Annotated in this window: 22 protein-coding genes; 14 read left to right on the forward strand and 8 right to left on the reverse strand. The window is 63.3% G+C overall.

Features of this window, described 5'->3' with window-relative positions; translation table 11 throughout:
- The first annotated feature begins 156 nt into the window (after window positions 1-156).
- The gene (locus KHO49_RS18805; RefSeq protein ID WP_102881732.1) at window positions 157-1,158 is read left to right on the forward strand and encodes an AraC family transcriptional regulator; all 1,002 of its coding nucleotides are present in this window, start codon (window positions 157-159) and stop codon (window positions 1,156-1,158) included.
- Window positions 1,159-1,215: 57 nt separating this feature from the next.
- Here KHO49_RS18805 and KHO49_RS18810 read toward each other — a convergent pair whose 3' ends face one another.
- Window positions 1,216-1,734, reverse strand: a complete 519-nt coding sequence (locus KHO49_RS18810; RefSeq protein WP_102881733.1) for an SgcJ/EcaC family oxidoreductase — start codon at window positions 1,732-1,734, stop codon at window positions 1,216-1,218.
- A 172-nt stretch (window positions 1,735-1,906) separates the two neighbouring features.
- Between KHO49_RS18810 and KHO49_RS18815 the strand changes: the two genes are divergently transcribed.
- The 4 genes from KHO49_RS18815 to KHO49_RS18830 are packed head-to-tail and all read left to right on the forward strand — an operon-like array spanning window position 1,907 to window position 6,508.
- Window positions 1,907-3,070 (forward strand): sensor histidine kinase, encoded by a 1,164-nt coding sequence (locus KHO49_RS18815; protein ID WP_123394560.1) that lies wholly within the window; start codon window positions 1,907-1,909, stop codon window positions 3,068-3,070.
- On the forward strand, window positions 3,067-3,735 hold the full coding sequence (locus tag KHO49_RS18820) for a response regulator (RefSeq protein WP_102881735.1): 669 nt from the start codon (window positions 3,067-3,069) through the stop codon (window positions 3,733-3,735). The genes KHO49_RS18815 and KHO49_RS18820 overlap by 4 nt, the downstream gene beginning before the upstream one ends.
- A complete protein-coding gene (locus KHO49_RS18825; protein WP_110652792.1) occupies window positions 3,732-6,059 on the forward strand; it encodes an ATP-binding protein in 2,328 nt (775 codons plus the stop codon). The genes KHO49_RS18820 and KHO49_RS18825 overlap by 4 nt, the downstream gene beginning before the upstream one ends.
- Window positions 6,056-6,508 carry a response regulator gene (locus tag KHO49_RS18830; RefSeq protein WP_102881737.1) on the forward strand — a complete coding sequence of 151 codons (453 nt, stop codon included), beginning with the start codon at window positions 6,056-6,058 and terminating at the stop codon, window positions 6,506-6,508. Before KHO49_RS18825 ends, KHO49_RS18830 begins: the two co-directional genes overlap by 4 nt.
- Window positions 6,509-6,669: 161 nt before the next feature.
- Here the strand turns inward: KHO49_RS18830 and KHO49_RS18835 are convergent, their stop codons facing one another.
- Window positions 6,670-7,467, reverse strand: coding sequence for an AraC family transcriptional regulator (locus KHO49_RS18835; protein ID WP_213665614.1), 798 nt, complete (start codon window positions 7,465-7,467; stop codon window positions 6,670-6,672).
- Between the two features lie 85 nt (window positions 7,468-7,552).
- Between KHO49_RS18835 and KHO49_RS18840 the strand changes: the two genes are divergently transcribed.
- From KHO49_RS18840 to KHO49_RS18860, 6 genes are all read left to right on the forward strand, one after another.
- The gene (locus KHO49_RS18840) at window positions 7,553-8,551 is read left to right on the forward strand and encodes a bile acid:sodium symporter family protein (protein WP_110652794.1); all 999 of its coding nucleotides are present in this window, start codon (window positions 7,553-7,555) and stop codon (window positions 8,549-8,551) included.
- Window positions 8,552-8,655: 104 nt separating this feature from the next.
- Window positions 8,656-9,684, forward strand: coding sequence for a hypothetical protein (locus KHO49_RS18845; protein ID WP_213665615.1), 1,029 nt, complete (start codon window positions 8,656-8,658; stop codon window positions 9,682-9,684).
- Window positions 9,685-9,848: 164 nt separating this feature from the next.
- Window positions 9,849-10,532, forward strand: a complete 684-nt coding sequence (locus KHO49_RS18850; RefSeq protein ID WP_213665616.1) for a hypothetical protein — start codon at window positions 9,849-9,851, stop codon at window positions 10,530-10,532.
- A 189-nt stretch (window positions 10,533-10,721) separates the two neighbouring features.
- The gene (locus KHO49_RS31090; RefSeq protein WP_249735690.1) at window positions 10,722-11,126 is read left to right on the forward strand and encodes a hypothetical protein; all 405 of its coding nucleotides are present in this window, start codon (window positions 10,722-10,724) and stop codon (window positions 11,124-11,126) included.
- A 15-nt stretch (window positions 11,127-11,141) separates the two neighbouring features.
- Window positions 11,142-11,348, forward strand: a complete 207-nt coding sequence (locus KHO49_RS31095; protein ID WP_349628981.1) for a CPBP family glutamic-type intramembrane protease — start codon at window positions 11,142-11,144, stop codon at window positions 11,346-11,348.
- Window positions 11,349-11,483: 135 nt separating this feature from the next.
- Entirely contained in the window at window positions 11,484-12,104 is a 621-nt protein-coding gene (locus tag KHO49_RS18860; RefSeq protein ID WP_213665617.1) for a LysE family translocator, read from the forward strand.
- A gap of 12 nt (window positions 12,105-12,116) precedes the next feature.
- Here the strand turns inward: KHO49_RS18860 and ptrR are convergent, their stop codons facing one another.
- Complete coding sequence (gene ptrR / locus KHO49_RS18865; protein ID WP_102881744.1) at window positions 12,117-12,995, reverse strand: putrescine utilization regulator PtrR; 879 nt, start codon at window positions 12,993-12,995, stop codon at window positions 12,117-12,119.
- Window positions 12,996-13,095: 100 nt separating this feature from the next.
- On the opposite strand from ptrR, the gene KHO49_RS18870 reads away from it, so the two are divergent.
- From KHO49_RS18870 to KHO49_RS18880, 3 genes are all read left to right on the forward strand, one after another.
- On the forward strand, window positions 13,096-14,487 hold the full coding sequence (locus tag KHO49_RS18870) for an aldehyde dehydrogenase family protein (protein WP_213665618.1): 1,392 nt from the start codon (window positions 13,096-13,098) through the stop codon (window positions 14,485-14,487).
- Between the two features lie 263 nt (window positions 14,488-14,750).
- On the forward strand, window positions 14,751-14,999 hold the full coding sequence (locus KHO49_RS18875) for an Arc family DNA-binding protein (RefSeq protein ID WP_102881746.1): 249 nt from the start codon (window positions 14,751-14,753) through the stop codon (window positions 14,997-14,999).
- A gap of 256 nt (window positions 15,000-15,255) precedes the next feature.
- Window positions 15,256-17,439 (forward strand): TonB-dependent siderophore receptor, encoded by a 2,184-nt coding sequence (locus KHO49_RS18880; protein ID WP_213665619.1) that lies wholly within the window; start codon window positions 15,256-15,258, stop codon window positions 17,437-17,439.
- Between the two features lie 295 nt (window positions 17,440-17,734).
- Here KHO49_RS18880 and KHO49_RS18885 read toward each other — a convergent pair whose 3' ends face one another.
- The 5 genes from KHO49_RS18885 to KHO49_RS18905 form a co-directional block, all read right to left on the reverse strand.
- Window positions 17,735-18,217, reverse strand: a complete 483-nt coding sequence (locus tag KHO49_RS18885; RefSeq protein WP_110652801.1) for a DUF4265 domain-containing protein — start codon at window positions 18,215-18,217, stop codon at window positions 17,735-17,737.
- Between the two features lie 70 nt (window positions 18,218-18,287).
- The gene (locus KHO49_RS18890) at window positions 18,288-18,974 is read right to left on the reverse strand and encodes a hypothetical protein (RefSeq protein ID WP_213665620.1); all 687 of its coding nucleotides are present in this window, start codon (window positions 18,972-18,974) and stop codon (window positions 18,288-18,290) included.
- The gene (locus KHO49_RS18895) at window positions 18,974-19,942 is read right to left on the reverse strand and encodes a hypothetical protein (protein WP_213665621.1); all 969 of its coding nucleotides are present in this window, start codon (window positions 19,940-19,942) and stop codon (window positions 18,974-18,976) included. The genes KHO49_RS18890 and KHO49_RS18895 overlap by 1 nt, the downstream gene beginning before the upstream one ends.
- Window positions 19,943-20,033: 91 nt before the next feature.
- Entirely contained in the window at window positions 20,034-23,156 is a 3,123-nt protein-coding gene (locus KHO49_RS18900) for a type I restriction endonuclease subunit R (protein WP_213665622.1), read from the reverse strand.
- 89 nt (window positions 23,157-23,245) lie between these two features.
- Entirely contained in the window at window positions 23,246-24,259 is a 1,014-nt protein-coding gene (locus KHO49_RS18905; RefSeq protein WP_213665623.1) for a Fic family protein, read from the reverse strand.
- Window position 24,260: the final 1 nt, after the last annotated feature.

Below are 24,260 nucleotides of genomic sequence, written 5' to 3' on the forward strand. Positions count from 1 at the left end.
ATCGACCCTGGCACAGGCCTTGAGGAAGTGTTCCTGGATACCTTTCGCTTGTCCTCGGAAACGCGCGGCACTGCCGAATCGTCTGTGGCCCCGTGTTTATTGCAATCATGCCAATGGCCTCTCCGATATCACTTAGCCATCAGTCCAGGAAGACCTATGCATAGAATGACCAGCGCCAGCTTTCGGGTGCTTGCCGATGTCATGAATGAGGGCGGCGCCCACGTCGAAACCTTGCTCAAGCAATTGGGCAGCAGCCTGCGGGATGTGTATGAAAACCCCAAGGGCGTGAGGCTGGAACTGGTCTATCAGGTGATACAGGAAGCCGTGCGCCGCACCGGCAAGCCGGACCTGGGCCTGCTGGCCTACAGCAAGGCCCATCCGGCCAACCTGGAGGCATTGGGCTATGCGGTGATGTCCTGCGCTACCCTGGGCATCGCGCTGCAACGCCTGGTGGATTACCACGCGCTGATCAGCAACGGCTTCTGCATGTGCCTGGAACGCAAACCGCAGATGCTGACCCTGATCGGCTTCGACGTGGCCAGCGAACCCTCGATGATGCCCCGGGCCTTTATCGACGCCGGCGCGGCCCAGACCCTGGGCCTGCTGCACTGGCTGTTGCCGCAGCACAAACTGCGGCCCCTGGCGGCCACCTTCACCTACGAGGAGCCGCTGGACACCGGGTCACTGCGCCAACTGCTGGGAGACAACCTGCAGTTTTGCGCGCCCTACAACAGCCTGTCCTTCAGCAGCCAGGATTGCGCCATTGCCCTGCCCACCGCCGACCCGGCCCTGGATGTGCTGCACCTGGAGTACGCGCGCAATCGCCTCAACCTGCTGCACAACGGTTCGATGACCGCCCGGGTCCGCCGAGCGCTGTCCGAACGCCTGGCCCAGGGCGCGCCGAGCGACCTGCCGAACATTGCCCAGATCGTCGGGGTCAGCACCCGCAGCCTGCAACGCCGCCTGGGCCATGAAGACGTGCATTTCTCCGCCTTGCTGGACGAAGCCCGCTTGATGCTGGCCCACAGCTTCCTGCGCAACTCCATGCGCAGCGTCAAGTACATCGGCGCGCTATTGGGCTTTCGCGACCAGAGCAGTTTTCACAAGGCCTGCCTGCGCTGGTTCGGCATGACCCCGGGGCGCTACCGCGAGCAGTGAGCCGCGGGAAACGACAACGCCGAGCGAAAGCTCGGCGTGAAGGGAACGCAAGGTGGATCAGTGAGCGGCCAGCTGCGGCTGGACTTGCGGCATGGCCGAGGAGTGATGGTTGAGGATCTTCCACTGGCCATCGATACGCTCGTACAGGAAAGTGTAGCGCGCCTGGACCTTCTCGGCCTTGCCCGACGCATCGGTCAGGGTGAAGGTGTAGACGCCGCTGTCCAGGGCGGCATCGGGGCCCAGGTGACGGATTTCACGGTAGTTGATCTGACCTACCGGCTTGGACGCCAGGAAGTGCTCGAAGTAGTCCTGGATCTGTGCGTGAGTGCTGCGCACCTGGTTCGACACGGTCGGCTGCAACACTGCGTTCGGCGCATACAGGCTCACCACCGACTGCGGGTTGCCGGTCTGCAGGGCGCTGTTCCAGCGGTCGAACAGGCCGGCGATCTCACGGTCCTGGGCCGCTTGCGGCTGCTCGGCAACGGCGCTATAGACATAGGGCTTGACCTCGGCGGCCACCGCCAATGGAGCGGTGAAGGCAAAAAACAGGGCCAGGGCAGTGGTTTTCAGTTTCATACGATTTCTCCAGTGGGTTTCAATGAGCCACACTTTGCCCATCGCCGTCGCCCGCGCCATCGGCCAACTGGAGCTTTTGGCCTATGCCATTTGGCAGATAGGCGTGACGTGCAGCAGCGGGTCTAATGCCCGCTTTTGTTCAACAGCAGCGCCGCCACACTGGAGCCCCGCCATGTCCACCCCATCCTTCGACCCCGCCAGCGCCCTGGCCCTGCGCAGCCAGTATCGACAGTCCCAGAGCCGCGCCGCGCGCCTGCGACTGCTGGTGGACACCGGCCAGGAGCTGCTGCAACTGCCCCCCGAGCAGATGCGCCAACGGGTGGTGCAACGGGCCTGTGCCTTTGCCGCCATGGACCACGGGCTGCTGCTGGAATGGGCCGAAGACGGTGTGATCCACACCCGCGCCGCCCAGGGTCATGAAGAACGCCTGCAAGGCCTGCGCGCCCTGGCCGATCACCCGCAGTGGCCGGAGCCGCCGCCGACCCCGGACAGCGCCGTGCTGCGCGTGCTGTTGCACCGCGCCGACGGCCGGGCCTTCGGCGCCCTGCTGCTGGCCAACAGCGTGCCCATCAGCCCCCCGGACAGCGAAGACCTGGAATCCCTGCAACTGCTGGCCACTCTGCTGGCCGCGCACCTGGAAAACCAGCGCCTGCTGCGCGACCTGCAAGCCCGGGAGCGCAGCATGTCGGAACTGGTGCAGCGACTGTTCAGCGCCCAGGAAGACGAACGCAAGCGGGTCGCCTATGACCTGCACGACGGCCTGGCGCAAACCCTGGCCGGACTCCATCAGCGCCTGCAGGGCTTCGCCGGGCGCTGTCCGCCGTTGTCCGCCGAGCTGCAGCAGGACCTGCAGACCATCCTGCAACTGGCCCAGGGCTGCGTCGGCGAAGGCCGGCAGTTGATCGGCGGCTTGCGCCCTCACGTGCTCGACGACTTCGGCCTGCTGCGGGCCATCGACCGCGAGGCCGACCGCCTGCGCGACGCCGGCCTGCTGGTGTACTGGGGACAGCGCGCGCCGCAGCGCCTGCCCGACGCGGTGGAAATCGCCCTGTTCCGCATCGCCCAGGAAGCCATCAACAATATTCTCAAACACGCCCGGGCCTCGCAGGTGCACCTGAGCCTGGCCCTGGAGGACGGCCAGGCGCTGCTCGGGGTCAGCGACGACGGTTGCGGCTTCATCAGCTCGCCGGCCCCGGTGGCCGAACAGTTGGGTCAGGTCGCCATGCACGAACGCGCCCATCTGCTGGGCGGCTACTTCAGCTGCGACAGCCGGCCCGGCAATGGCACCCGGCTACTGGCCCGGGTTCCCGTCCAGCCCTTGGAGCCAGCGCTATGAGTACGCTGATACGCCTGGTCCTGGCGGATGATCATGAAGTGACCCGCACCGGTTTCGTCGCCCTGCTGGCGGGCAATCCGGAGTTCGAAGTGGTGGGCCAGGCCAGGGACGGCGAAGAAGCCCTGGCCCTGTGCGAGCAACTGCGCCCGGACATCGCCATCCTCGACATCCGCATGCCGCGGCTCAATGGCCTGGGAGCCGCGCGCCTTCTGCAGCAGCGCCAGCCCGAGGTCAAGGTGGTGATCTTCACCATGGACGACAGCCCCGATCACCTGGAAGCGGCCATGACCGCCGGCGCCGTGGGCTACCTGCTCAAGGACGCCAGTCGCGACGAAGTGATCGGCGCCCTGCAACGGGTGGCCCAGGGCGAGGAAGCCCTCAACAGCGCGGTCAGCGCGCGCCTGCTGCGGCGCATGACCGAACGCGGCAACGGCCAGGCGCCTCAGGTCCAGGCCCTGACCGCCCGCGAGCGCCAGGTGCTGGGGCTGGTGGCCGGCGGCTTCAGCAACCGCGAGATCGGCGAAAAGCTCGGCATCACCACCGGCACCGCCAAGGCCCACGTCGAGCGGGTGATCGGCAAGCTCGGCGCCTCCGACCGTACCCAGGCGGCGGTGCGCGGCATTGCCCTGGGGCTGGTGACCCAGCCCAGCGGGCAGTGGCCATGAACCTGCGCAGCGCCCGGCGCTGGGCCGACCTGCCGCTGCGGGGCAAGGCGCTGGTGGTGATCTCCCTGCCCCTGGTGATCCTGCTGCTGTCGCTGGTGCTGATCTACAGCGCCGAACGCCAGACCGCCCGCGCCGAAGAAGACGTACGCCGGGTGCTGCTGGTGCAGGGCGACATCCAGACCGTGCACACCCTGCTGGCCGAGGCCGCGGCCAGCGTGCGCGGTTACCTGCTGACCCGCAGCGAGGACTTCCTGCCCGCCTACCTCCAGGCCCGCCCGCAGATTGAAGCCGCCTTGCAACGCCTGGACCGCAACGTGCGCGACACGCGCATGCGCGAGTACCTGCACACCATCACCCCGTTGATCCAGACCAAGCTCGAAGGCCTGGTGGCCCTGCGCAACGGCAGCCGCGACGACAGCGCCACCGTGACCGCGATCCTCATCGACAACAAACAGGTGCTGGACGTGCTGCGTGAACAGATCAGCGCCATGCGCATCCACGAGGACGCGCTGCTGGCCGAACGCACCGCGGCCGCGGCGGCAACCCGCATGCGCCTGCTGTTCGCCACCCTGCTGGCCGCCGGTTGCGGGCTGTTTGGCGCCATCGTTGCGGTGCTGCTGCTGTCCCGGGGCATCGTCACTCGGGTGCAGCAGGTCCAGGGCAACGCCCAGCGCCTGGCCCTGGGTCAGCCCCTGCTGCCGCAAGCCCCGGAGCTGGATGAGATCGGCCAGTTGGGCACGCGCCTGGTGGAAGCAGGGCAACTGCTGGCCGAGCGCGAGCGCGCCCTGCGCGACAACGAAGAACGCCTGCGCCTGATCATCGACGGGGTCAAGGACTACGGGATCTTTGCCCTGGACACCGCCGGCATGGTCACCACCTGGAACTTCGGTGCCGAACGGATCAAGGGCTACCGCGACCAGGAAATCATCGGCCGCCATTTCTCCCTGTTCTACCTGCCGGAAGAATGCCCGCAGCACCCGGACATGGCCCTGCGCGAAGCCACCGCCCACGGCCACTACATGGAAGAAGGCTGGCGCTGCCGCAAGGACGGCAGCCGCTTCTGGGCCAGCGTGGTGATCACTGCGCAATACGACGCCAGCGGCGCCCTGCGGGGGTTTTCCAAGATCACCCGGGACATCACCGACCGCCGCGCCGCGGAAATCGCCCTGGGCACCGCCCGCGAAGAAGCCGAAAGCGCCAGCCGTGCCAAGAGCGAGTTCCTCTCGCGCATGAGCCACGAACTGCGCACCCCGCTCAATGCCATCCTCGGCTTCGCGCAACTGCTGGACATGGATTCCAGCGCCGGCCAGCGGCCCCAGGTCGGGCATATCCTGCGGGCCGGACAGCACCTGCTGGCGCTGATCAACGAGGTGCTGGACATCGCTCGCATTGAAGCCGGGCGCCTGCCGCTGAACGTCGAGCCCATGCCCCTGGCGGCGGTGCTGCATGAAGCCCTGACCCTGGTGTCGCCGATGGCCGCCGACGCCGGCATTCACCTGGCACCGCTGCCGGAACTGCCGGTGGACAGCGGAGTGATCGCCGACCGCCAGCGGCTGATCCAGGTGCTGCTCAACCTGCTGTCCAATGCCATCAAGTACAACCGCAGCGCCGGCCAGGTGAGCATCGAGGTGGCGATCGACGGACCGCGCCTGCGTATCAGCGTCATCGACACCGGCGGTGGCATTGCCCCTGATCATCTGGAGCGCCTGTTCAAGCCGTTCGAACGCCTGGATGCCGACCCCAAGGTCGAAGGCACCGGCCTGGGCCTGGCCCTGAGCAAGAGCCTGCTGGAAATGATGGACGGCGACCTCAGCGTGCAGAGCACCCTGGGCAGCGGCTGTCGCTTCAGCCTGGAGCTGCCCTTCGTGCGCCTGCCCGATGCCCCCGCCGCAACGCCTTTTGCCGCTCCGGCACTGAGCCTGCCGACGCCCCAGGCGCCGGCCCGGCACCAGGGCAAGATCCTCTGCATCGAAGACAACCTGCAAAGCCTGGCGCTGATCGAAACCCTGCTGCAGCGCCGGCCGGGCATTCAGTTGCTCTCGAGCATGCAGGGGCAGATGGGCCTGGATCTGGCCCGCCAGCACGCACCGCAGATGATCCTGCTGGACGTCAACCTGCCGGACCTGCAGGGCCTGGAAGTACTGCAACGCCTGCGAGCCTCCGCCATCACCGCCACCACACCGATCCTGATGATTACTGCCGACGCCAGCGAGCTGACCCAGCGCACCCTGCGAGAAGCCGGGGCGACGGCGATCCTCACCAAGCCGATCCATGTACCGGCGTTCCTTGCCCACCTCCAAGCCTGCCTAGCGGAGCCCGTATGACTGCCGATATGCGCATCCTGATTGTCGACGACCAACGTCCCAACCTCGACCTGATGGAACAACTGCTGGCCCGTGAAGGGTTGCACAACGTCCTGAGCAGCACCCAGCCGCTGCGCACCCTGGAACTGTTCAACAGCTTCGAACCGGACCTGGTGATTCTCGATCTGCACATGCCCGAGTTCGACGGCTTTGCGGTGTTGGAGCAACTGAACCGGCGAATTCCGGCCAACGACTACCTGCCCATTCTGGTGCTCACCGCCGACGCCACCCGCGACACCCGCCTGCGGGCCCTGGCCCTGGGCGCCCGGGACTTCATCAGCAAGCCGCTGGACGCCCTGGAAACCCTGCTGCGGATCTGGAACCTGCTGGAAACCCGGGCCCTGTACAAGACCCTGCGCACCCTGGTGCCGCCAGAGCGCATCGAACTGCTGCGCCCATCCAGGGCCTGACCTGCCGCGCCGCCGCACCTGCCGCATCGTCGCCCCCTGTAGCCGCTGCCGCAGGCTGCGATGGGCTGCGCAGCAGACCCAAACCGGCTTGCTGATATAACGCAGCGGCCGCTTCGCGACCGTTCGCAGCCTGCGGCAGCGGCTACAGGAATCGCGGGGTTTCAGAGGTCGCGGAAGAACTCGCCGGGGGTGGCGTCGAACTGCTGGCGAAACGCGGCGATAAACGCCGAGGTCGAGTCATAGCCACAGGCCAGCGCAACATCGGTGACCCGCTCGCCCTGCTCCAGCGGGGTCAGCGCGCCGAGCAGGCGCAAGCGTTGGCGCCAGGCGCGGAAGGTCAGCCCGGTGTCCTTGAGAAACAGGCGGCTGAGGGTTTTCTCCGTGACCCCGAGCTTCTGGCTCCATTGCCCCAGGGTGGTCGGCTGTTCCGGGTGTGCCTGCAAGCTGCGGTAGACCGCCCGCAAACGCGGGTCCAGGGGCAGCGGCAGCATCAGGTCCAGTTGCGGCGCGGCGGCCAGCTGGTCCAGCAGCACCTGGGCCAGGCGCCCGTCGGCGCTGTCCTCGACATACTCCACCGGCAATTCGCTGAAGGCGCGGATCAGCTCCCGCAGCAGGCTGCTGACCGCCAGCACCTGGCAGCTGTCTGGCGCCGCCCAGGTGGTAACGCTGCAATCGAGGTACAGGCTGCGCATCTCGGTGCGCGGCGAGCTGAACACCCGGTGCGGCACCCCGGCGGGAATCCACACCGCGCGCTGCGGCGGTGCGACAAAGCGCCCGGCGCTGGTCTGGATCTCCAGCACCCCGGCAATCGCGTAGGACAACTGCACCCAGGGGTGGCTGTGGCGCCGGGTCAAGGCGCGGTTGGGCAAGGATTCGGTGCGCCCGTACACCGGTCGCGGCAGACTCGGCAGCCCGGGAATACTGCGGCGGACGATTTTCTCATGTCCTTTAGACGGCATTAATGGGCTCCTTGGCGTTAGTCGGTAAATTCCAGCCACGTTAGAGTCGCCCCACCGCACTTGGCAACCCCCGGATGATCCCGCTATGACTCGCTCGCGTCTTTTGCCCGACAACTTCACCCTGACCCTGATCGGCGTGGTGCTGCTGGCCAGCTTCCTGCCCGCCAGCGGCCAGGTGGCAGTCGGCTTCGGCTGGCTGACCAACCTCGCCATCGGCCTGCTGTTCTTCCTCCACGGCGCCAAGCTGTCGCGCGAGGCGATCATCGCCGGAGCCGGCCACTGGCGCCTGCACCTGCTGGTGTTCAGCCTGACCTTCGTGCTCTTCCCGCTGCTGGGGCTGGCGCTCAAGCCGCTGCTGTCGCCGCTGGTGGGCAACGACCTGTACCTGGGCATGCTGTATCTGTGCGCCCTGCCCGCCACAGTGCAATCGGCCATCGCCTTCACCTCCCTGGCCCGGGGCAATATCCCGGCGGCCATCTGCAGCGCCGCCGCGTCGAGCTTGTTCGGGATCTTCCTCACCCCGCTCTTGGTGACCCTGCTGCTGAACGTGCACGGCGACAGCGGCTCGACCCTGGATGCGATCCTCAAGATCAGCGTGCAGTTGTTGCTGCCCTTTATCGCCGGGCAGATTGCCCGGCGCTGGATCGGCGCCTGGGTCGGGCGCAACAAGAACTGGCTGCGCTTCGTCGACCAGGGCTCGATCCTGCTGGTGGTCTACGGCGCCTTCAGCGAGGCGGTGAACGAAGGCATCTGGCAGCAGATCCCGCTGTGGGAACTGGGCGGGCTGGTGGTGGCCTGCTGCATCCTCCTGGCCCTGGTGCTGCTGGCCTCGAGCTTTCTCGGCAAGCTGTTCGGCTTCGACCAGGAAGACCGCATCACCATCCTCTTCTGCGGTTCGAAAAAGAGCCTGGCCACCGGCGTGCCCATGGCCCAGGTGCTGTTCGCCGGCAGCACCATGGGCGTGCTGATTCTGCCCTTGATGCTGTTCCACCAGATCCAGCTGATGGTCTGCGCGGTGCTGGCCCAGCGCTACGCCAAGCGCCCGGAATCGGTGGCCGAGCTGATGGGCCAGGTCGACCCGTAACCTTTCCTGCAAGGCGGCCCGGGAGCTGGCCGGGCCTGCGCGCAGATGGCGATGAAGAGTGCTCAATGGCATGATGCCGCGGCGAAAATCATCAAGGACCGCTGATGTTTCCCCATCGAATTCAAGCCCCCAGCCAGGCCGACCTGGAACTGCAGGTTAGCGCCCGCCTGGAGGCCGATGACCAGGCCCAGGTCATCGTCCAGTTCGCCAAGGCCGAACAGTACGACGGCCAACTGCTGAGTCAGCTCGACACGCTCTGCGCCCGTTTCGGTGAACGCCTCACCGTGCGCTTCTATAGCCATTACCCGGGCAGCGCGTTCGATGCCCGGGTGTTGCTGGCCCTGCCCCATGTGCAGTCCCTGAGCCTGGACTGCCTCGACACCCTGGATCACTACGAGGCCATCGGCCGCCTGCCCCTGCTTCGGGAGTTTGCCCTGCAGGTGATCAGCGCCGACCTGCCCGGGCTGCTGGCCCTGCCCAACCTCAAGCACCTGCAACAACTGCGGCTCTCCCTGGACAAGGGCCCCGCCATCGACCTCGCGCCCATCGACCAGATGCCCGACCTGCACCAGCTATCCATCAGTGTGCAAAGCCACAACCTGGACGTCCTGAGCCAGTGCCCGAACATCGCCACCCTGAACTTGCACCGCATGCCGGCCAAGACGCCCCTGGGCATGGTGGCCCGTATGTCCGGCCTGCACAGCCTGTCGGTGAGCTTCGGCAGCCGCGAGGGCATGCCGGAACTGCGCAACCCGTACGTTAAGGAACTGGATATCCTGCGGGTCCGTGGCCTCAACCGCCTGGACCTGGAAGGGTTTCCACAGCTGCAAGTGCTGCAGATCGAGGATCAGGCGCAATTGAGCCGGCTGGCGCTGGGCGACACTGCGCATCTGCGCAGGCTGCGCTTGGCCAATCTCAAGGCCTTGAAGGAACTCAGCGGCCTGAACACCTCGAACATCGCCGACCTGCGCATCATCAAGGCCCCACAGATGGATCTGCTGACACTGATCGACAGCCAGCTACCGCCCAGCGTGCAGCACCTCAAGCTGCTCAGTGGCAAACGCGCCGTGGACAAACAGCTCGAAGCCCGGCAACAGCAACTGGGCATCCCTGAACCCCGCGGCCCGTTCTAACCGCCGCCCTGTCGTAGGAGCGCGCTTGCTCGCCGAGGACGTCAACGATAACCCGCACTCACCGGGAATAGGCGGCGCTTTGGAAAGCATCGCGAGCAAGCTCGCTCCTACAGATGGGCATTAATCTGACCGTTCCACCTATTCGGACCTGATAAGGAGATCCCATGTCCTTTGTTCCCCGCTTTACCGAAATGCTGCTGACGCACCTGCAACAGGAAGAACGCCAGCGCATTCTCAAATCGATTGTTGTCAGTGTCGCTCCGGAACTGTGGCTGAGCCTGGAATCGGCGGCATTGCTGGACATCAATCGCGAGCATTTCGGCCTCGGCGGCCAGTTGGATGAACGCGACGACTACCGCCCCAGCCACATCAGCGTTCCTCGCTGCAACGTCCCGCGCTGGCTGATCGCCGCCGAGCGGCGCAAGGTGGATATCTGGGTCGAGGACAGCTACGGCGAAGAGGCCTCGACCGCCATCGAGTTCAAGGTGGTGCACAACAACAAGAACGCCCATTCCAAGATCCGGGAGATCCGCAATGACCTGGTCAAGCAGATACCCCGCACCACGCCCGACGAACATGTCGAACGCTGGGGCATCGTGCTGCTGACTTACTCACAGTTCTACGGGGACCAGAAAGGCGGCTACACCTACGGCAACTTCACCAGTTGCGAGGCCTTTCACCGAGCCTTCAAGCACGGTCTGAGCAGTGGAGAGGAGCGCTACAAGGGCGCACCCGAACTGGAACTGGTGATGGAGCCGACCCAGGTTGCCGATCTGGAAGGCGCCCATTACATCGAACCGGGGAAAGAAGCCGGCGTGTATCTGGCACTGGTCAGGTGCAAAGGCTGAAGGCTCTTTGCAAGGGCCACCTGAAAGCAGTTCCTGATGGTCGCCAATGGCGGCACTATGCCGCCTCGCTTATCGCACATTCATGGAGTGACTGTGACTCATCGGTTTTCCCCACCTGGGGCATGCGCCCCTGAGCGTTCTACCTACCGGTTCTTTCCTCGGCTCGGACTATTCATTCTGGCTGCCCTGATGTTCTTCCTGGCTGGAATACCCGGCATCCTGCTGGTGCCGGCAGAGATGCAGAACCACCTGATGATCGCCATCAGCAGTGGCTCCGCTGCACTCGTCCTGTCCATCCTGTTCGTCATCCAGTACCGCTCTGACCCGGCCGCTATGCTGCGCGGGCGAACATTCAGCCAGCCATTAAAAGTTGGCGCGCTGGCCCTCATCGCACTCTATGCACTGTTTGGCATCGTCATCGCCTTTTTGCATCTGCCTCAAGAAGCCTTCATGAGCGACTTGCTGACCGGGCTCAGCCCTTGGCAAACCTTGATCAAAGTCGCCTCACTGCTGGTGCTGCCGCCGATTGCCGAGGAACTGTTTTTCCGCCACTACCTGCTGCGGCTATTTCCATATGAGAACAGCCAGCTCTGAAAATGGATTGCCATCATCGTGACCTCGGCCATTTTCGCCGGGCTCCACCTGCAGTACGGCAACTGGACGTCCGTTGCCCTGATCTTCTTGAGTGGCTGTGTGTTCGCTGTCACGCGAATTGTCAGTGGAGGACTATTGGTCCCCATGCTGCTGCACCTGCTGTTGGAAATCATCGGGTTGAGCACCGACTGGGCATTCAAACTGGCTGGTCTCTACGGCTGATCGACGGTTCAATCAGGGCGAACACACGGGTTCGCCCAGCAGGCTCGGCCACTGCGCAAAAACTGTTGAACATGCGTAACGGGTCGAGCTCGTGGCCTGTTAACCTGCCTGCGCCCTCAACTCGAAGCCTGCCCCATGTCGATCACTGAGAATCTCTTGGCCTTCACCCTGGCCGCCACCCTGCTTACCCTGACCCCGGGCCTGGACACCGCCCTGGTGCTGCGCACCGCCACCGTGGAAGGCAAGCAACAGGCGCTACGCGCCGCGCTGGGGATCAACGCCGGTTGCCTGCTTTGGGGCGCGGCCGTGGCTTTCGGCCTGGGGGCCTTGATTGCGGTGTCGGAACTGGCCTTCAACCTGCTGAAATACTGCGGCGCGGCCTACCTGGCCTGGCTGGGGCTGAACATGCTGTTGCGCCCACGCCGCTCGTTTGCTCCGGCAGACGCAGACGGCAATCCCGGGGCCAACTGGTTTCTCAAGGGCATGCTGGGCAACGTGCTCAACCCCAAGGTGGGGGTTTTCTACGTGTCCTTTCTGCCGCAGTTCATTCCCCAGGGACAGCCGCTGGTGCTCTGGACCTTCGGTCTGGTGAGCATCCACGTGGTGCTGGGGCTGATCTGGTCCCTGCTGCTGATTGGCGCCACCCGCTCCCTGAGCGGGGTGCTGCAGCGGGAAAAGGTGATCCAGTGGATGGACCGCACCACAGGGATGATCTTCGTGCTGTTCGCGGCTCGCCTGGCCTTGAGCAGGCGTTGAACATCGCTCCCCTCAAACCTCAGCCAGCACCGCCCCACGCTCTTCCAGCAACTTCACAAAACTGCTCAAACTCTGGGACACGGTGCCGCGCCGCCAGACCAGCCAAGTGCGCAGGAAGCGAAAGCGCGGCGACAGCGGCCAGACGCTGACCGTGGCGCAGCCGGGCATGCTTTCCAGCATGCTGCGGGGCATCAGCGCCAGCCCGGCACCGGCGCTGACGCAAGCCAGCATGCCGTGGTAGGACTCCATTTCGTGGATCTTGCCCGGCACCGCGGCGTCCTGGGTGAACCAGCTTTCGAAGTGATGACGGTAGGAACAGTTGGCGCGAAAGGCGTAGATGCTTTCGCCGTTGACCTCCCGCGCTCGGGTAATCGGCGCGTGCCCCAGGGGCGCAATCAGCACCATTTCTTCCTCGAACACCGGCAGCCCTTCCAGGGCCGGATGGCGCACCGGGCCGTCGACAAAGGCCGCCACCAGACGTCCGGACAACACGCCTTCGATCATGGTCCCCGAGGGACCGGTGGACAGGTCCAGTTCGACCTTGGCGTATTGTTGGTTGTAGGCCGCCAGCAAGGCCGGAATACGCACCGCCGCCGTGCTTTCCAGGGAACCCAGGGCAAACGGGCCCTGGGGTTCCTCGCCGGCCACGGTCAAGCGCGCTTCGGCCACCAAGTCGAGAATGCGCCGGGCGTAGTCGAGGAAGTTCCACCCGGCGGGCGACAGGCGCAGGCGGCTCTTCTCGCGGATAAACAACTCCACCCCCAGGTCCTGCTCCAGTTGCTTGATCCGCGTGGTCAGGTTCGACGGCACCCGGTGGATCAATTGCGCGGCGGCGCTGATGCTGCCCTGCTCGGCAACGGCCTTGAAAATTTCCAGCTGGACCAGATCCACTTCATTCTCCAAACGTGAACGACTCGCTTAATATTATTCAGTTTTCAGCAAAGATCCAGCACCGTAACCTGCCGTCATTCCCACCCTGCAGGACGGTGCCATGAGCCTTGTTTCCAGTCACACCCACGCCTTGTCGATCAACCCCGCCAGCGGCGAGCAGATCGGCGCCTACCCCTACCAGTCCGAGGCTGAAACCGACGCCACCCTGGAGCGCGCCGCCCGCGGTTTCGCCCAGTGGAAACGCCAGAGCGTCGCCGCCCGCGCCGCGCACCTGACGGCACTGGCCCAGGCCCTGCGGGACAACAGCGAGGCCATGGCACGGATGATCAGCCTGGAAATGGGCAAGCCCCTGCCCCAGGCCCGCGGCGAAATCGAAAAGTGCGCCCAGCTGTGCCTGTGGTACGCCGAGCACGGCCCAGCCATGCTGGCCCCGGAAGCGACCCTGGTGGAAAACAACAAGGCGCGCATCGAGTACCGCCCCCTGGGCCCGCTGCTGGCGGTGATGCCGTGGAACTTCCCGATCTGGCAGGTGCTGCGCGGCGCGGTGCCGGCGCTGCTGGCGGGCAACACCTACGTGCTCAAGCACGCGCCGAACGTCATGGGCAGCGCTTACCTGCTGCTGGACGTCATGCAGCGCGCCGGTTTCCCTGAAGGCGTCTTCGAGCTGCTCAACGTCACCCCGGACGGCGTGTCCCGCGCTATCGCCGACCGCCGCATCGCCGCCGTGACCCTGACCGGCAGCGTGCGCGCCGGCAGCGCCATCGGCGCCCAGGCCGGCGCCGCGCTGAAAAAATGCGTGCTGGAACTGGGCGGCTCCGATCCCTTTATCGTGCTCAACGACGCCGATCTGGACGAAGCGGTCAAGGCTGCGGTGATCGGCCGCTACCAGAACACCGGCCAGGTCTGCGCCGCCGCCAAGCGCCTGATCATCGAACAAGGGGTGGTCGCGGAGTTCACGCGCAAATTCGTCGAAGCCACCCGCGCCCTGGTAATGGGCGACCCGCTGGCCAGCGACACCTACCTCGGCCCCATGGCCCGCTTCGACCTGCGCGACGAGCTGCACCAGCAAGTCCAGGCGACCCTGGCCGAAGGCGCCACCCTGCTGCTGGGGGGCGACAAGGTCGAAGGCGCCGGCAACTATTACCAGCCTACGGTGCTGGCGGACGTCACCGAGCAAATGACCGCCTTCAAGCAGGAACTGTTCGGCCCAGTGGCCGCCATCATCAGCGCCCGGGATGCCGAGCACGCCCTGGCACTGGCCAACGACAGCGAGTTCGGCCTCACCGCGACAATCTTCACCCAGGACCTGGAACGGGCCCGGCAGATGACCGACGAACTGGAAACCGGCGGCGTGTTCATCAACGGCTACAGCGCCAGCGACCCTCGGGTGACCTTCGGCGGGGTGAAGAAAAGCGGCTTCGGTCGCGAGCTGTCGCACTTCGGCGTGCGCGAGTTCTGCAATGCGCAGACGGTGTGGCTGGATCGGCGTTAAGGCCGGGCACGGGGCTTGAGCCGCCGGCCAGGCCCTGATGCCAACGGACATTCAGCACTGGCGAGGGGGCTGACACCCTCTGCGTCAGTTCTTGATTGAGCGGCCTGGCTTTAGGCAGCGCAATGCCCTGATTCGCTCAGCGAGTCGCCCACCCTGCTCAGCGAAACTAAGCCCGATCTTGCTGTTTTTTCAGAATTTTCTTGAAGCCCTGCCTGCCCCGACCTTTCTATGATGTTTCTTTTTGATATCACCCGAGGTCCGGCATGTGCGCACCCGCTCAAAAATTCATCGTTCGCCTGCCTGGTGAGCTTCACACCCAAGTCAAGCGCATCGCCAAGCAGGAAAACCGCAGCATGAACAATGAAATCGTCGACCGACTGGAAAAGTCGCTGGTCGCCACCGAAGTCCGTAGCCACGACAAGAAACTCATCAACATCCTGCTGGGCAAGATTGCAACCCTGGAACAACAGATCGAATCCCTGCAAATGAACACCCCTGAACCTGACCGGTAACGCCGTTTCTTTTCATGCATCAGGGCCGCCCCCCTCGGTAACCTGAGCCAATCCCTCTCCCGCCTTTACCCCCGCGCCGCAGCTTGTATGATGGCGCCTGCCCGACAGCACCCAGCGGCAACCGCCAGGCCCTTGCCTGATGCCCGCAGGGCTCCCGCGCTGTTCCTCACTACACACTCAGGTCGACGATCGTAGCCTTCTCAGGAACCTCCCCCGGCTTCTGCCATGGGGACCGCGTCGCCTTCTAGGATTGTTCATGAGCCGGACTCACCCGACGCCCCCCACACGCGCCAGCTCCACAGGATTGCCTTTCAATCGCCTGACCCTGGGCCTGCTGCTGGCCGGTAGCCACGCGGTGGCCAACGCCAGCGGCACCCAGTTACCGACCCAGACCGTCAGTGGCGAAGAGCAATACGGCTATCGCGCCGACAGCGCCTCGGTGGGCGGCTTCAGCGAAACACCGCTGCTGGACACCCCGGCGTCCATCAGCGTGATCAACGAAGAGCTGATCAAGGACCAGCAGGCCCGGCTGCTCAGCGACGTGCTGAAGAACGACGCCTCGGTGGGCCAGAGCTACGCGCCGGTGGGCTACTACGAAAACTTCGAGGTGCGCGGCTTCTCCCTGAACGCCGCCAGCAGCTACAAGATCAACAACCGCACCATCACCGGCGAGCAGAACGTCGCCCTGGAAAACAAACAGCGGGTGGAACTGCTCAAGGGCCTCTCCGGCCTGCAAAGCGGGGTCAGCGAACCGGGTGGCTTGATCAACTACGTGACCAAGCGGCCCACGGATATCCGCTCGGTGACCGTCTCCACCGACGATCGCGGCAGCGGTTATCTGGCCACCGACGTCGGCGGCTGGTTCGGCAGCGAACAGCAGTTCGGCCTGCGCGCCAACCTGGCCCATGAAGACCTGCACTCCTACGTCGAGCACACCAACGGCCAGCGCGACTTTGCCTCCCTGGCCTTCGACTGGAACATCAGCCCCGATGCCCTGCTGCAACTGGATATCGAATACCAGAACAAGCAACAGCGCTCGGCCCCGGGCTATCAACTGCTGGGCGGCTCCAGCCTGCCCCACCACGCCTCACCGAAAAAGCTCCTGGGGCACCAGAGCGGCTCAAAGCCTGTGACCAATGAATCGCTGAACATCGGCGGCAACTTCGAGTACCGCTTCAACGACGACTGGAAGGGCAACCTCAGTGCGTCCCGCAGCCGGGTGGTGATCGATGACTACAGCTCGTTTGCCTGGGGCGGCTGCACCACCGGCTGCATCAATGCCAACGGCAACTACTTCAGCCCGGAAGGCAACTACGACATCTACGACTTCCGCAGCCCCGACGACACCCGGCGCAACGATGAAGTGCAGGCGGTGCTCAATGGCCGCTTCGACGCAGCTGGCCTGGGCCATGAGTTGAGCGTGGGGACCAGTGCATTTCGCCGCGTGGTGGACCGGCGCGAGTCCATCAATCAATGGATTGGCACGGGCAATATCCAGAGCGAGCCGGAAAACTTCGACCGCTACAACGGCGCCCTCAACGACTCCCACAAACGCCTCGACAGCCGCCAATACGGCCTGTTCCTAAGCGATCGCATCAGCTTCAACGAACAGTGGCAGACCGTCCTTGGCGGACGCGAAGTACGCCTCGACGAAGAGAGCTTCGACAAGGACGGCGTGCGCGATCGCCACACCCAGCGCTATGTATTCCTGCCCCAGGCCGCGTTGATCTACAAACCGATCAGCGAACTGTCGCTGTACACCCAATACAGCAAGGGCCTGAGCCTGGGTGGCCAGGCCCCCTGGTTCGCCAGCAACAGTGGCGACACCCTGGCCCCCACCGTCTCGCGCCAAATCGAAGCCGGGATCAAGTACGACTGGCAGCGCATGAGCTTTGCCGCCGCGCTGTTCCAGATGCGCCAGGCCTACCAGTACTCGCGCCCGGACGCTGCAGGCGGTTTCACCTACGTCCAGCAGGGCCAGCAAAAGAACACCGGCCTGGAGCTCTCCGCCAACGGCTGGGCCACCCAGCGCCTGCAGATTGCCGCCAGCGTCGCGGCGATTCGCTCCCGGGTCGAGGGCACCGGCACCCCGGCCTACGAAGGCCATCAAACCCTCAACGTCCCCCGCCTGCGGGCCAGCCTCCAAGGCGACTACGCCCTGCCCTGGCTCGACGGCCTGGCCCTGCTGGGCGGCATGCAATACAGCGGCAGCAAATACGCCGACCGCCAGGGCAACGTCGCCACCGGCGCCTACGCCATCTTCAACATCGGCAGCCGCTACAGCACGCGCATTGATGGCTACGAAACCGTGTTCCGCCTGACCGTGGACAACCTGTTCGACAAACGCTACTGGCGCGATGCAGGGGAATACATGGGCGACGACTACCTGTTTCAGGGCGCGCCGCTGACGGCGCGGTTGAGTGCTTCGGTGAATTTCTGATGCAGACGGCCCCTTCCTACCTCTACCGTAGGAGCCGGCTTGCCGGCGAAGGCGTCCTCAAGCACGCCCTCGCCGGTAAAAAGCACACCCAACGATTGAGCAAACAAAAGGTCGGCCCGCCTCTTTCCAATGCCAGTACAAAAGTCTCAATCGTCCAACACGCTGTTGGACGATTAGCGCTCCCCCACGCCCATGCAGGCCCACACCACAGAACGGCCGCTGGAGCACTACCGGGTGCTTACTTGGTCGCTACTTGGTCGGTTTGTTGGGTGGCATGCCCAGGCCCCGGAGAAGATCAGCAGTCCAACCACCAGTTCAACAGCGTCTCGTCCTCATCGTCGTCGAGGTTTTTATAGACATTGGCGTAGTACCACTCGATCCCGGTTTGCTCGCGGAAGCGATCGAACACCGCATTGATACGGTCCATGCCATTCCTGGCAGGAACAGCAAATGACAGGTTCCCTTCGAACAGCCCATCCAGGGTTCCGCCCAGCTCACCAGCGACCTCGTTTTCAAGCGCACTGATCACCGTCGGATCAATGTAATCGGCATAGATCTGAATGCAGAAATTCCCGCCCCGCTTAAGCACTTGCGCCGGAGCATCGGGATTGCGGATGGAAACGATATCGCCCCGCGCCAGGTTTTGCGCCAGCCCCGGTGAGGACAGCAACTCGTAGGTATGCTCATCGATCTGCCGCGCCAGCAACTCCTCGCGAACGGCGCCATCGTCATCGGCCATGTACACCTGGATCAGCACAGGGGATTGCTTGTCATCCATACGAGGCTCCACAGTTTCCAGGTTCAACACCTGATCCTTGTTCTATTACCCAAGGCTTCCATCCCCTGCCTCAAGGCAACGGCTCAAACCGCCCACTGCCCGCATTCCACGCAAACCCCGGCAGCTTGCAGTCCTGAAATCCAATCCGCAGTTGCTCCCCCTCAGCCTGCACCTGCAAGGTATCCACCCCCAGGTTGCGACACCCCGGCGCTTCAACCGCGAGCGTCTGCAGCAACTTGCCACTGGCCTTGTCCATCACCTCCACCGTCGTGATCCGCTGATCATTGCCCGGCATCGGCACCTGGAAATACCAGCGTTTGGTGGAAGCACTCTGCAACAGCGTGGTGACCGGCTGCGGCCACGAGCGATCCGAATCCACCAGGCCCACCAGCTTCAGCGCAATGGGCAAGGACTTGCCCGTGCGATAACTGGTCCAGGTGCCGCGCACCTGCTCCTGCTGGCGGGAGTTCAGCAAGTCATTGAACTGCAGACGCGCCACCGGCAAGCCCTGCTCGTCCAGCTCATCCATGGCCAGCGTCTTGTTGCTGTAGCTGAAGGTCGGCTTGAGGCGGATCGGCGTGCGATAGCGCTGATAGGCATAGGTGCCCTGGTAGACCGCATTCTGGCTACCCAGGGTCAAGACAATCGCCTGCTTGCCCAAGGTCCCCTCATACACCCCATGGGACGCCTGCGCCGGCAACAGCAACAGCGCCAACACCAGCACCACCAGCCCCCGAGCAACATCAAACCCGCGCATCAGAAACGCTCCTCGCCCGACGACAGATATTCCAAACGCTCAGGGGTGATCACCCGGTAATAATCCCAACGCCGAGTGCGCTGGTCGTAATTGATAAAGTCCTGCTTGCTGAACTCCATCTGCCCACTGGGGGAAAAGCGCAGATCACCCTCCACCGCGAACTGCTCCAACTGCGGATGACGCCGATAGGTCCGCAGATCCCGGCTGTACAGGTAGTACTGCGTGGGCGAGCACCACACCCGGCCATCCGCCTCCCCCACGCGATAGCCCTGGACCTGAAAGTCCATCCGCGCCTCGGCATGAAAATGCCCGAAGGTCAGCGTCCTGGTGCCCACGGACGACAGACACCACTGCCCGCTAATCTCCTGCACCCGCTTACCGGTGGCCCGGCTGATCACCCGGATACTGTCCACCTGCGCCACTTCCTCCCCGGCCTTGCGCGCGGCATGCACACTGAAATAGAAATCCCGATCGAACACCGGCTGCAACAACTCCCCCTCAAACGCCTCCCGCTGACTGTCGCCAAAGCGCGTCACCCGCTGCAACTGCAACGGCTGCTGCGTGCCCGTGCGCAAATCCACCAGACTGCCCTGCAGCGCCTCTGCCCCCTCGGCGAACGGCTGCAACGACACCGCCGTCGCCGGCAGGGTCGGGTTGTCCATGATGTTGATCAAGAGCGCGGAGCCAGGGTGGAAAGGGGTGGATTCCAACACCATGGGCAAGCGCTCGGATTCGGAAAACCAATAGCCGGACATACCGCCGCCGTATTGAGAGTCGTAGGTGAGCGCCAGTTCAACCGGGGTGTCGCCGAGGGTGCCGCGGTAGGTGGTGGTGGGGTTGGCTTGGGCGGTTGGGGTGATTAGCCCGAGGCCGAGCAGCAGCGCTGGGATCAGGCGGAACAGGAGGTGTTGCAGGTGACGCTGTTGGCCAGCCCTTGTTTGCGTACTGCTGCCAGTGGGCTGGGTCATACCTGCGTTCCTTGCGGTGGAGAAAAGGGGGCGCAGGATAGCAAAGTCCCCTCCCCTGAAGATCGTTAGATAGCAACTAACTCCAACAACCTTAGAACCACCCCTCGCAGAGCTTTTCCGTTTGATCAAGAATCATCTGCGCGGCATCCTCAGCCTTGTCGGGCGGGTACTTGTAATGACGTAAAATCCGCCGCACCAAAATCCGCAACTTAGCCCGCACACTCTCGCGCCGGCTCCAATCGACACTGACATTGGCGCGCAAGCTCGCCGTCAGCTCATGAGCAATTTTCGCCAAAATCTCATCGCCCAGTTCACGCACCGAGGCTTCATTGGTAGCCAGGGCATCGTAAAACGCTAACTCATCCTCATTGAGCCCAAGCTTCTCGCCACGCTTGCTGGCAGCGGCAAATTTCTTGGCCATCTCGATCAACTCTTCGATCACCTGAGCCGTTTCGATCGAGCGGTTTTGGTAGCGCTTGATGACATTGGCGAGCAGCTCGGAGAACTTCTTTTCTTGGACCAAGTTGGAGCTGTAGCGGCTCTTAATTTCACCTTCGAGCAAGCGTTCCAGCAGTTCTACCGCAAGGTTCTTCTCCGGCAGGTTGCGTACATCGGCAAGAAAAGCATCATCGAGCAGGCCGATATTAGGCTTGTCCAGCCCCACTGCTTCGAAGATGTCCACCACATCCCCAGAGACCACGGCATTACCGATGATCTGGCGAATCGCCAACTCACGCTCTTCATCGGTTTTCTTCTGCTGACTGACATCGCGCTTGATCAAAATCACCTTGATCGCTTGGAAAAAAGCCACCTCCTCACGCACTGCCTTGGCTTCATCCAAGGTGCAGCACAAGGTGAACGCCTTACTCATGGCCAACGCGTTGTCAGCAAAACGCTTCTTACCGTCCTCCAAACCCAACACATGGTTGGCGGCTCCCGCCAATAGCTTGTGGCCTCCGGTTAGAAAATCGCTGTAATCAAAACCGTGCAACAAGCTGCGCAGGACATCGAGCCGCTCCTCCAACACCGCGTAGGCTTCATGAGCATCCACCGTTGGGCGCCCTTTGCCCTTGCTGCCGGTGTATTCCTTGAGCGCCGCTTTCAACTCGTTGGCGATACCGATGTAGTCCACCACCAGGCCGCCCTGCTTGTCCTTGAATACTCGGTTAACCCGGGCGATGGCCTGCATCAGGTTGTGGCCCTTCATCGGCTTGTCGACATACAGCGTATGAACACAAGGCGCATCGAATCCGGTCAGCCACATATCCCGGACGATCACCAACTTGAGCGGATCGAGGGGATCTTTGAAGCGTTTTTCCAGGCGCTTTTTGACCTGGCCAGAGTAGATATGCGGCTGCAACAAGGCCTTGTCCGAAGCACTGCCGGTCATCACGATCTTGATCGCGCCTTTCTCCGGATCTTCGTGGTGCCAGTCAGGGCGCAGGGCAACAATTTCGTTGTACAGATGCACACAGATTTCGCGACTCATGGCGACCACCATGGCTTTGCCGGGCATCTGTCCCATGCCTACCAGCCCCAGATTACGCGCCTCAAAATGCGTGACCATATCCGCCGCCACGCTATGAATGCGCGGCGAGGCGCCGACCACCTTTTCCAACGCAGCCCAGCGACTTTTCAAGCGTGACTGTTGCTCGTCTTCTTCATCTTCGGCCAGTTCATCTACCTGATCGTCGATGTGCGGCAGTTCGCTTTCTTTCAAGGACAGCTTGGCCAGACGTGACTCGTAGTAGATGGCGACGGTGGCGCCGTCTTCTGTGGCCTGCTGCATGTCGTAAACATGGATGTACTCACCGAACACCGAACGGGTATCGCGGTCTTCGCTGGACACCGGAGTGCCGGTAAAGGCCACGAATGTAGCGTTCGGCAGTGCATCGCGCAGGTGCTGGGCATAGCCCACTTCATAGCGCGCCCGGCTGTCTGCCGCCTGCAGGCCAGCGGGGGCTTTGAGCTCGGCATTAAAGCCGTATTGAGTGCGATGAGCCTCGTCGGCGATCACCACGATATTGGAGCGCAGGGACAGCACCGGAAAGCTGTCTTCATCCACGCCTGGCATAAACTTTTGAATGGTGGCGAACACAATGCCGCCACTGGGCCGGTTGGCCAGCTTGGTCCGCAGATCACCACGGGACTCCACCTGAACCGGCTGTTCCCGAAGCAAATCCTGAGACAGGGAGAACACCCCAAACAGCTGGCCGTCCAGATCGTTGCGGTCGGTGATGACCACAATGGTGGGGTTCTCCATCGCCGTTTCCTGCATCACCCGAGCGGCGAAGCAGGTCATGGTGATGCTCTTGCCCGAGCCCTGGGTGTGCCAAACCACACCGCCCTTATGGCTACCGCCAGGACGCGAAGCCACGACCACCTGCTGGATGGCGGCGCGCACGGCATGGAACTGGTGATAACCAGCAATCTTTTTCACTAAACGGCCGTCATCTTCGAACAACACGAAATAGCGCAGGTAATCGATCAACATCTCCGGCGCCAGCGCACCACGGACCAAGGTTTCAAGTTCGTTGAATGGCCCCAGCGGATCGAGGGTTTCACCGTCGATGGTGCGCCAGTTCATAAAGCGCTCGATATCCGCCGACAGCGACCCCATTCGAGCTTCAGTACCATCGGAAATCACCAGGATTTCGTTGTACTGGAACACGTCCGGAATCTGCTCCTTGTAGGTCTGAAGCTGCTCAAAGGCTTTACCGAGATCTGCGTTTACGTCAGCCGGGTTTTTCAACTCCAACAAGACCAGCGGCAACCCGTTAATGAACAAGATGATGTCCGGCCGACGAAGCTTTTTCGGCCCTTGGATACGGAACTGATTGATGGCCAGCCAATCATTGGCTTTGACTTCGGCCCAATCAATCAAGCGCACGAAATCGCCGCGGGTTTCGCCGTCTTTCTGGTACTGCACCGGCACGCCACTGACCAGTAGGCGATGGAACAAGCGGTTGGCCGAAAGCTGCACCGGCAAACCCAATTCCAGCACCTGCTTAAGGGCATCTTCACGGGCTGCCAATGGCACCTTGGGATTGAGCTTGGCCATCGCACTGCGTAAGCGCTCGACCAACACCACTTGCCGGTAATTATCACGCTCGGGGTGTTCTCCGTCGTGGGCGATGTCTGGCCCATACAAACGGGTGTAACCCACCTCTTCCAGCCAGCCGAGGGTTTCCTGCTCCAGTTGGTCTTCGGTCATTACGGCATTAGTCCCTTATCAATCCTCGACATTGGCCAGCACCAGGCTGCCCAATCAAGTCGCTTCCCCAGCCTCACAGACGGGGTCATCTAGTTATTGGCCACCCACGTCGCCCCTTGTGCAGTCAATCGGTACTTCTGTGCCGGGCTGCGTGGCGAATCGGGGTGAGTCATTTCGATCAACCCGGCCACTAATGCCGGGTTCAAATAGTTGTTACGGAAACTCGGGCGATGGGCCAATTGCAGCTGCTGCATCAGCTCTCCCGCTTTCAGGGCAACACCGCCACCCAGCACGTGGAGCAGGCGGGCTACTTGGTCGCTTACTTGATCGGTTACTTGGTCGCTTTGGCCACCATCGAGCAAGGCCTGGTGCAAGGCTTGCAACATGAACTCCACAAAAGGCGTGGCCTCGCTGCGTTGATCTGCCGCACTCAGCGCGGCGTAGTAAGCCTGTTGCTGCTCGCGAATCACCGTCTCTACGGGCAACCAGGCCAGAACGGGACGCCATAAACTGAGAATCAGCGTTTGCCACAAGCGCCCCATCCGCCCATTGCCATCGGCGAACGGGTGGATGAACTCGAATTCGTAGTGAAAGACACAGCTGGCCAGCAGTGGGTGCAGATCCGTGCTGGACAGCCAACCGAGCAGGTCGTCCACCAAGGTCGGTACACGGCTAGCCGGCGGGGCCATATGCACCAGTTTGTGCTCGCGATAGATACCGACCCCGGCACGGCGAAACCGCCCGGCATCGTCGATAAGCCCGCGCATCAACAGGGCATGGGCTTCCAGCAAATGCTCACGCAACGCCGGGCGCCAGCCAGGCATGGCCTCATAAGCGGCAAAAGCATTGCGCACTTCCTGGATCTCACGGGGCAGGCCTAATACCCGCCTACCCTCCAGAACGGCCGTCACCTGCTCCAGGCTCAGCGTGTTGTTCTCGATGGCCAGCGAAGCCTGGATAGTGCGAATGCGATTACCCCGTCGCAGCTGCGGCGTCAGGGTCGCCTCATGCCGCGCCGACAACCGCCCCACCTGCTCGCTGATCTGCGCAACAAGCGCGAGCATGGTTGGGGTCAGGGTCAACGGCGGCTGGTAGCGGCTCATG

Origin of the sequence: Pseudomonas sp. RC4D1, assembly GCF_018390395.1 — a bacterium.
GTDB classification, from domain to species: Bacteria; Pseudomonadota; Gammaproteobacteria; order Pseudomonadales; family Pseudomonadaceae; genus Aquipseudomonas; species Aquipseudomonas danubii.

What these genes read in the sequence shown, in the direction of transcription:
- KHO49_RS18805 (WP_102881732.1), top strand. Translation starts at nt 157, where the DNA reads ATGCATAGAATGACCAGCGCCAGCTTTCGGGTGCTTGCCGATGTCATG.
- KHO49_RS18810 (WP_102881733.1), bottom strand. Translation starts at nt 1,734, where the DNA reads ATGAAACTGAAAACCACTGCCCTGGCCCTGTTTTTTGCCTTCACCGCT.
- KHO49_RS18815 (WP_123394560.1), top strand. Translation starts at nt 1,907, where the DNA reads ATGTCCACCCCATCCTTCGACCCCGCCAGCGCCCTGGCCCTGCGCAGC.
- KHO49_RS18820 (WP_102881735.1), top strand. Translation starts at nt 3,067, where the DNA reads ATGAGTACGCTGATACGCCTGGTCCTGGCGGATGATCATGAAGTGACC.
- KHO49_RS18825 (WP_110652792.1), top strand. Translation starts at nt 3,732, where the DNA reads ATGAACCTGCGCAGCGCCCGGCGCTGGGCCGACCTGCCGCTGCGGGGC.
- KHO49_RS18830 (WP_102881737.1), top strand. Translation starts at nt 6,056, where the DNA reads ATGACTGCCGATATGCGCATCCTGATTGTCGACGACCAACGTCCCAAC.
- KHO49_RS18835 (WP_213665614.1), bottom strand. Translation starts at nt 7,467, where the DNA reads ATGCCGTCTAAAGGACATGAGAAAATCGTCCGCCGCAGTATTCCCGGG.
- KHO49_RS18840 (WP_110652794.1), top strand. Translation starts at nt 7,553, where the DNA reads ATGACTCGCTCGCGTCTTTTGCCCGACAACTTCACCCTGACCCTGATC.
- KHO49_RS18845 (WP_213665615.1), top strand. Translation starts at nt 8,656, where the DNA reads ATGTTTCCCCATCGAATTCAAGCCCCCAGCCAGGCCGACCTGGAACTG.
- KHO49_RS18850 (WP_213665616.1), top strand. Translation starts at nt 9,849, where the DNA reads ATGTCCTTTGTTCCCCGCTTTACCGAAATGCTGCTGACGCACCTGCAA.
- KHO49_RS31090 (WP_249735690.1), top strand. Translation starts at nt 10,722, where the DNA reads ATGTTCTTCCTGGCTGGAATACCCGGCATCCTGCTGGTGCCGGCAGAG.
- KHO49_RS18860 (WP_213665617.1), top strand. Translation starts at nt 11,484, where the DNA reads ATGTCGATCACTGAGAATCTCTTGGCCTTCACCCTGGCCGCCACCCTG.
- KHO49_RS18870 (WP_213665618.1), top strand. Translation starts at nt 13,096, where the DNA reads ATGAGCCTTGTTTCCAGTCACACCCACGCCTTGTCGATCAACCCCGCC.
- KHO49_RS18875 (WP_102881746.1), top strand. Translation starts at nt 14,751, where the DNA reads ATGTGCGCACCCGCTCAAAAATTCATCGTTCGCCTGCCTGGTGAGCTT.
- KHO49_RS18880 (WP_213665619.1), top strand. Translation starts at nt 15,256, where the DNA reads ATGAGCCGGACTCACCCGACGCCCCCCACACGCGCCAGCTCCACAGGA.
- KHO49_RS18885 (WP_110652801.1), bottom strand. Translation starts at nt 18,217, where the DNA reads ATGGATGACAAGCAATCCCCTGTGCTGATCCAGGTGTACATGGCCGAT.
- KHO49_RS18890 (WP_213665620.1), bottom strand. Translation starts at nt 18,974, where the DNA reads ATGCGCGGGTTTGATGTTGCTCGGGGGCTGGTGGTGCTGGTGTTGGCG.
- KHO49_RS18895 (WP_213665621.1), bottom strand. Translation starts at nt 19,942, where the DNA reads ATGACCCAGCCCACTGGCAGCAGTACGCAAACAAGGGCTGGCCAACAG.
- KHO49_RS18900 (WP_213665622.1), bottom strand. Translation starts at nt 23,156, where the DNA reads ATGACCGAAGACCAACTGGAGCAGGAAACCCTCGGCTGGCTGGAAGAG.
- KHO49_RS18905 (WP_213665623.1), bottom strand. Translation starts at nt 24,259, where the DNA reads ATGAGCCGCTACCAGCCGCCGTTGACCCTGACCCCAACCATGCTCGCG.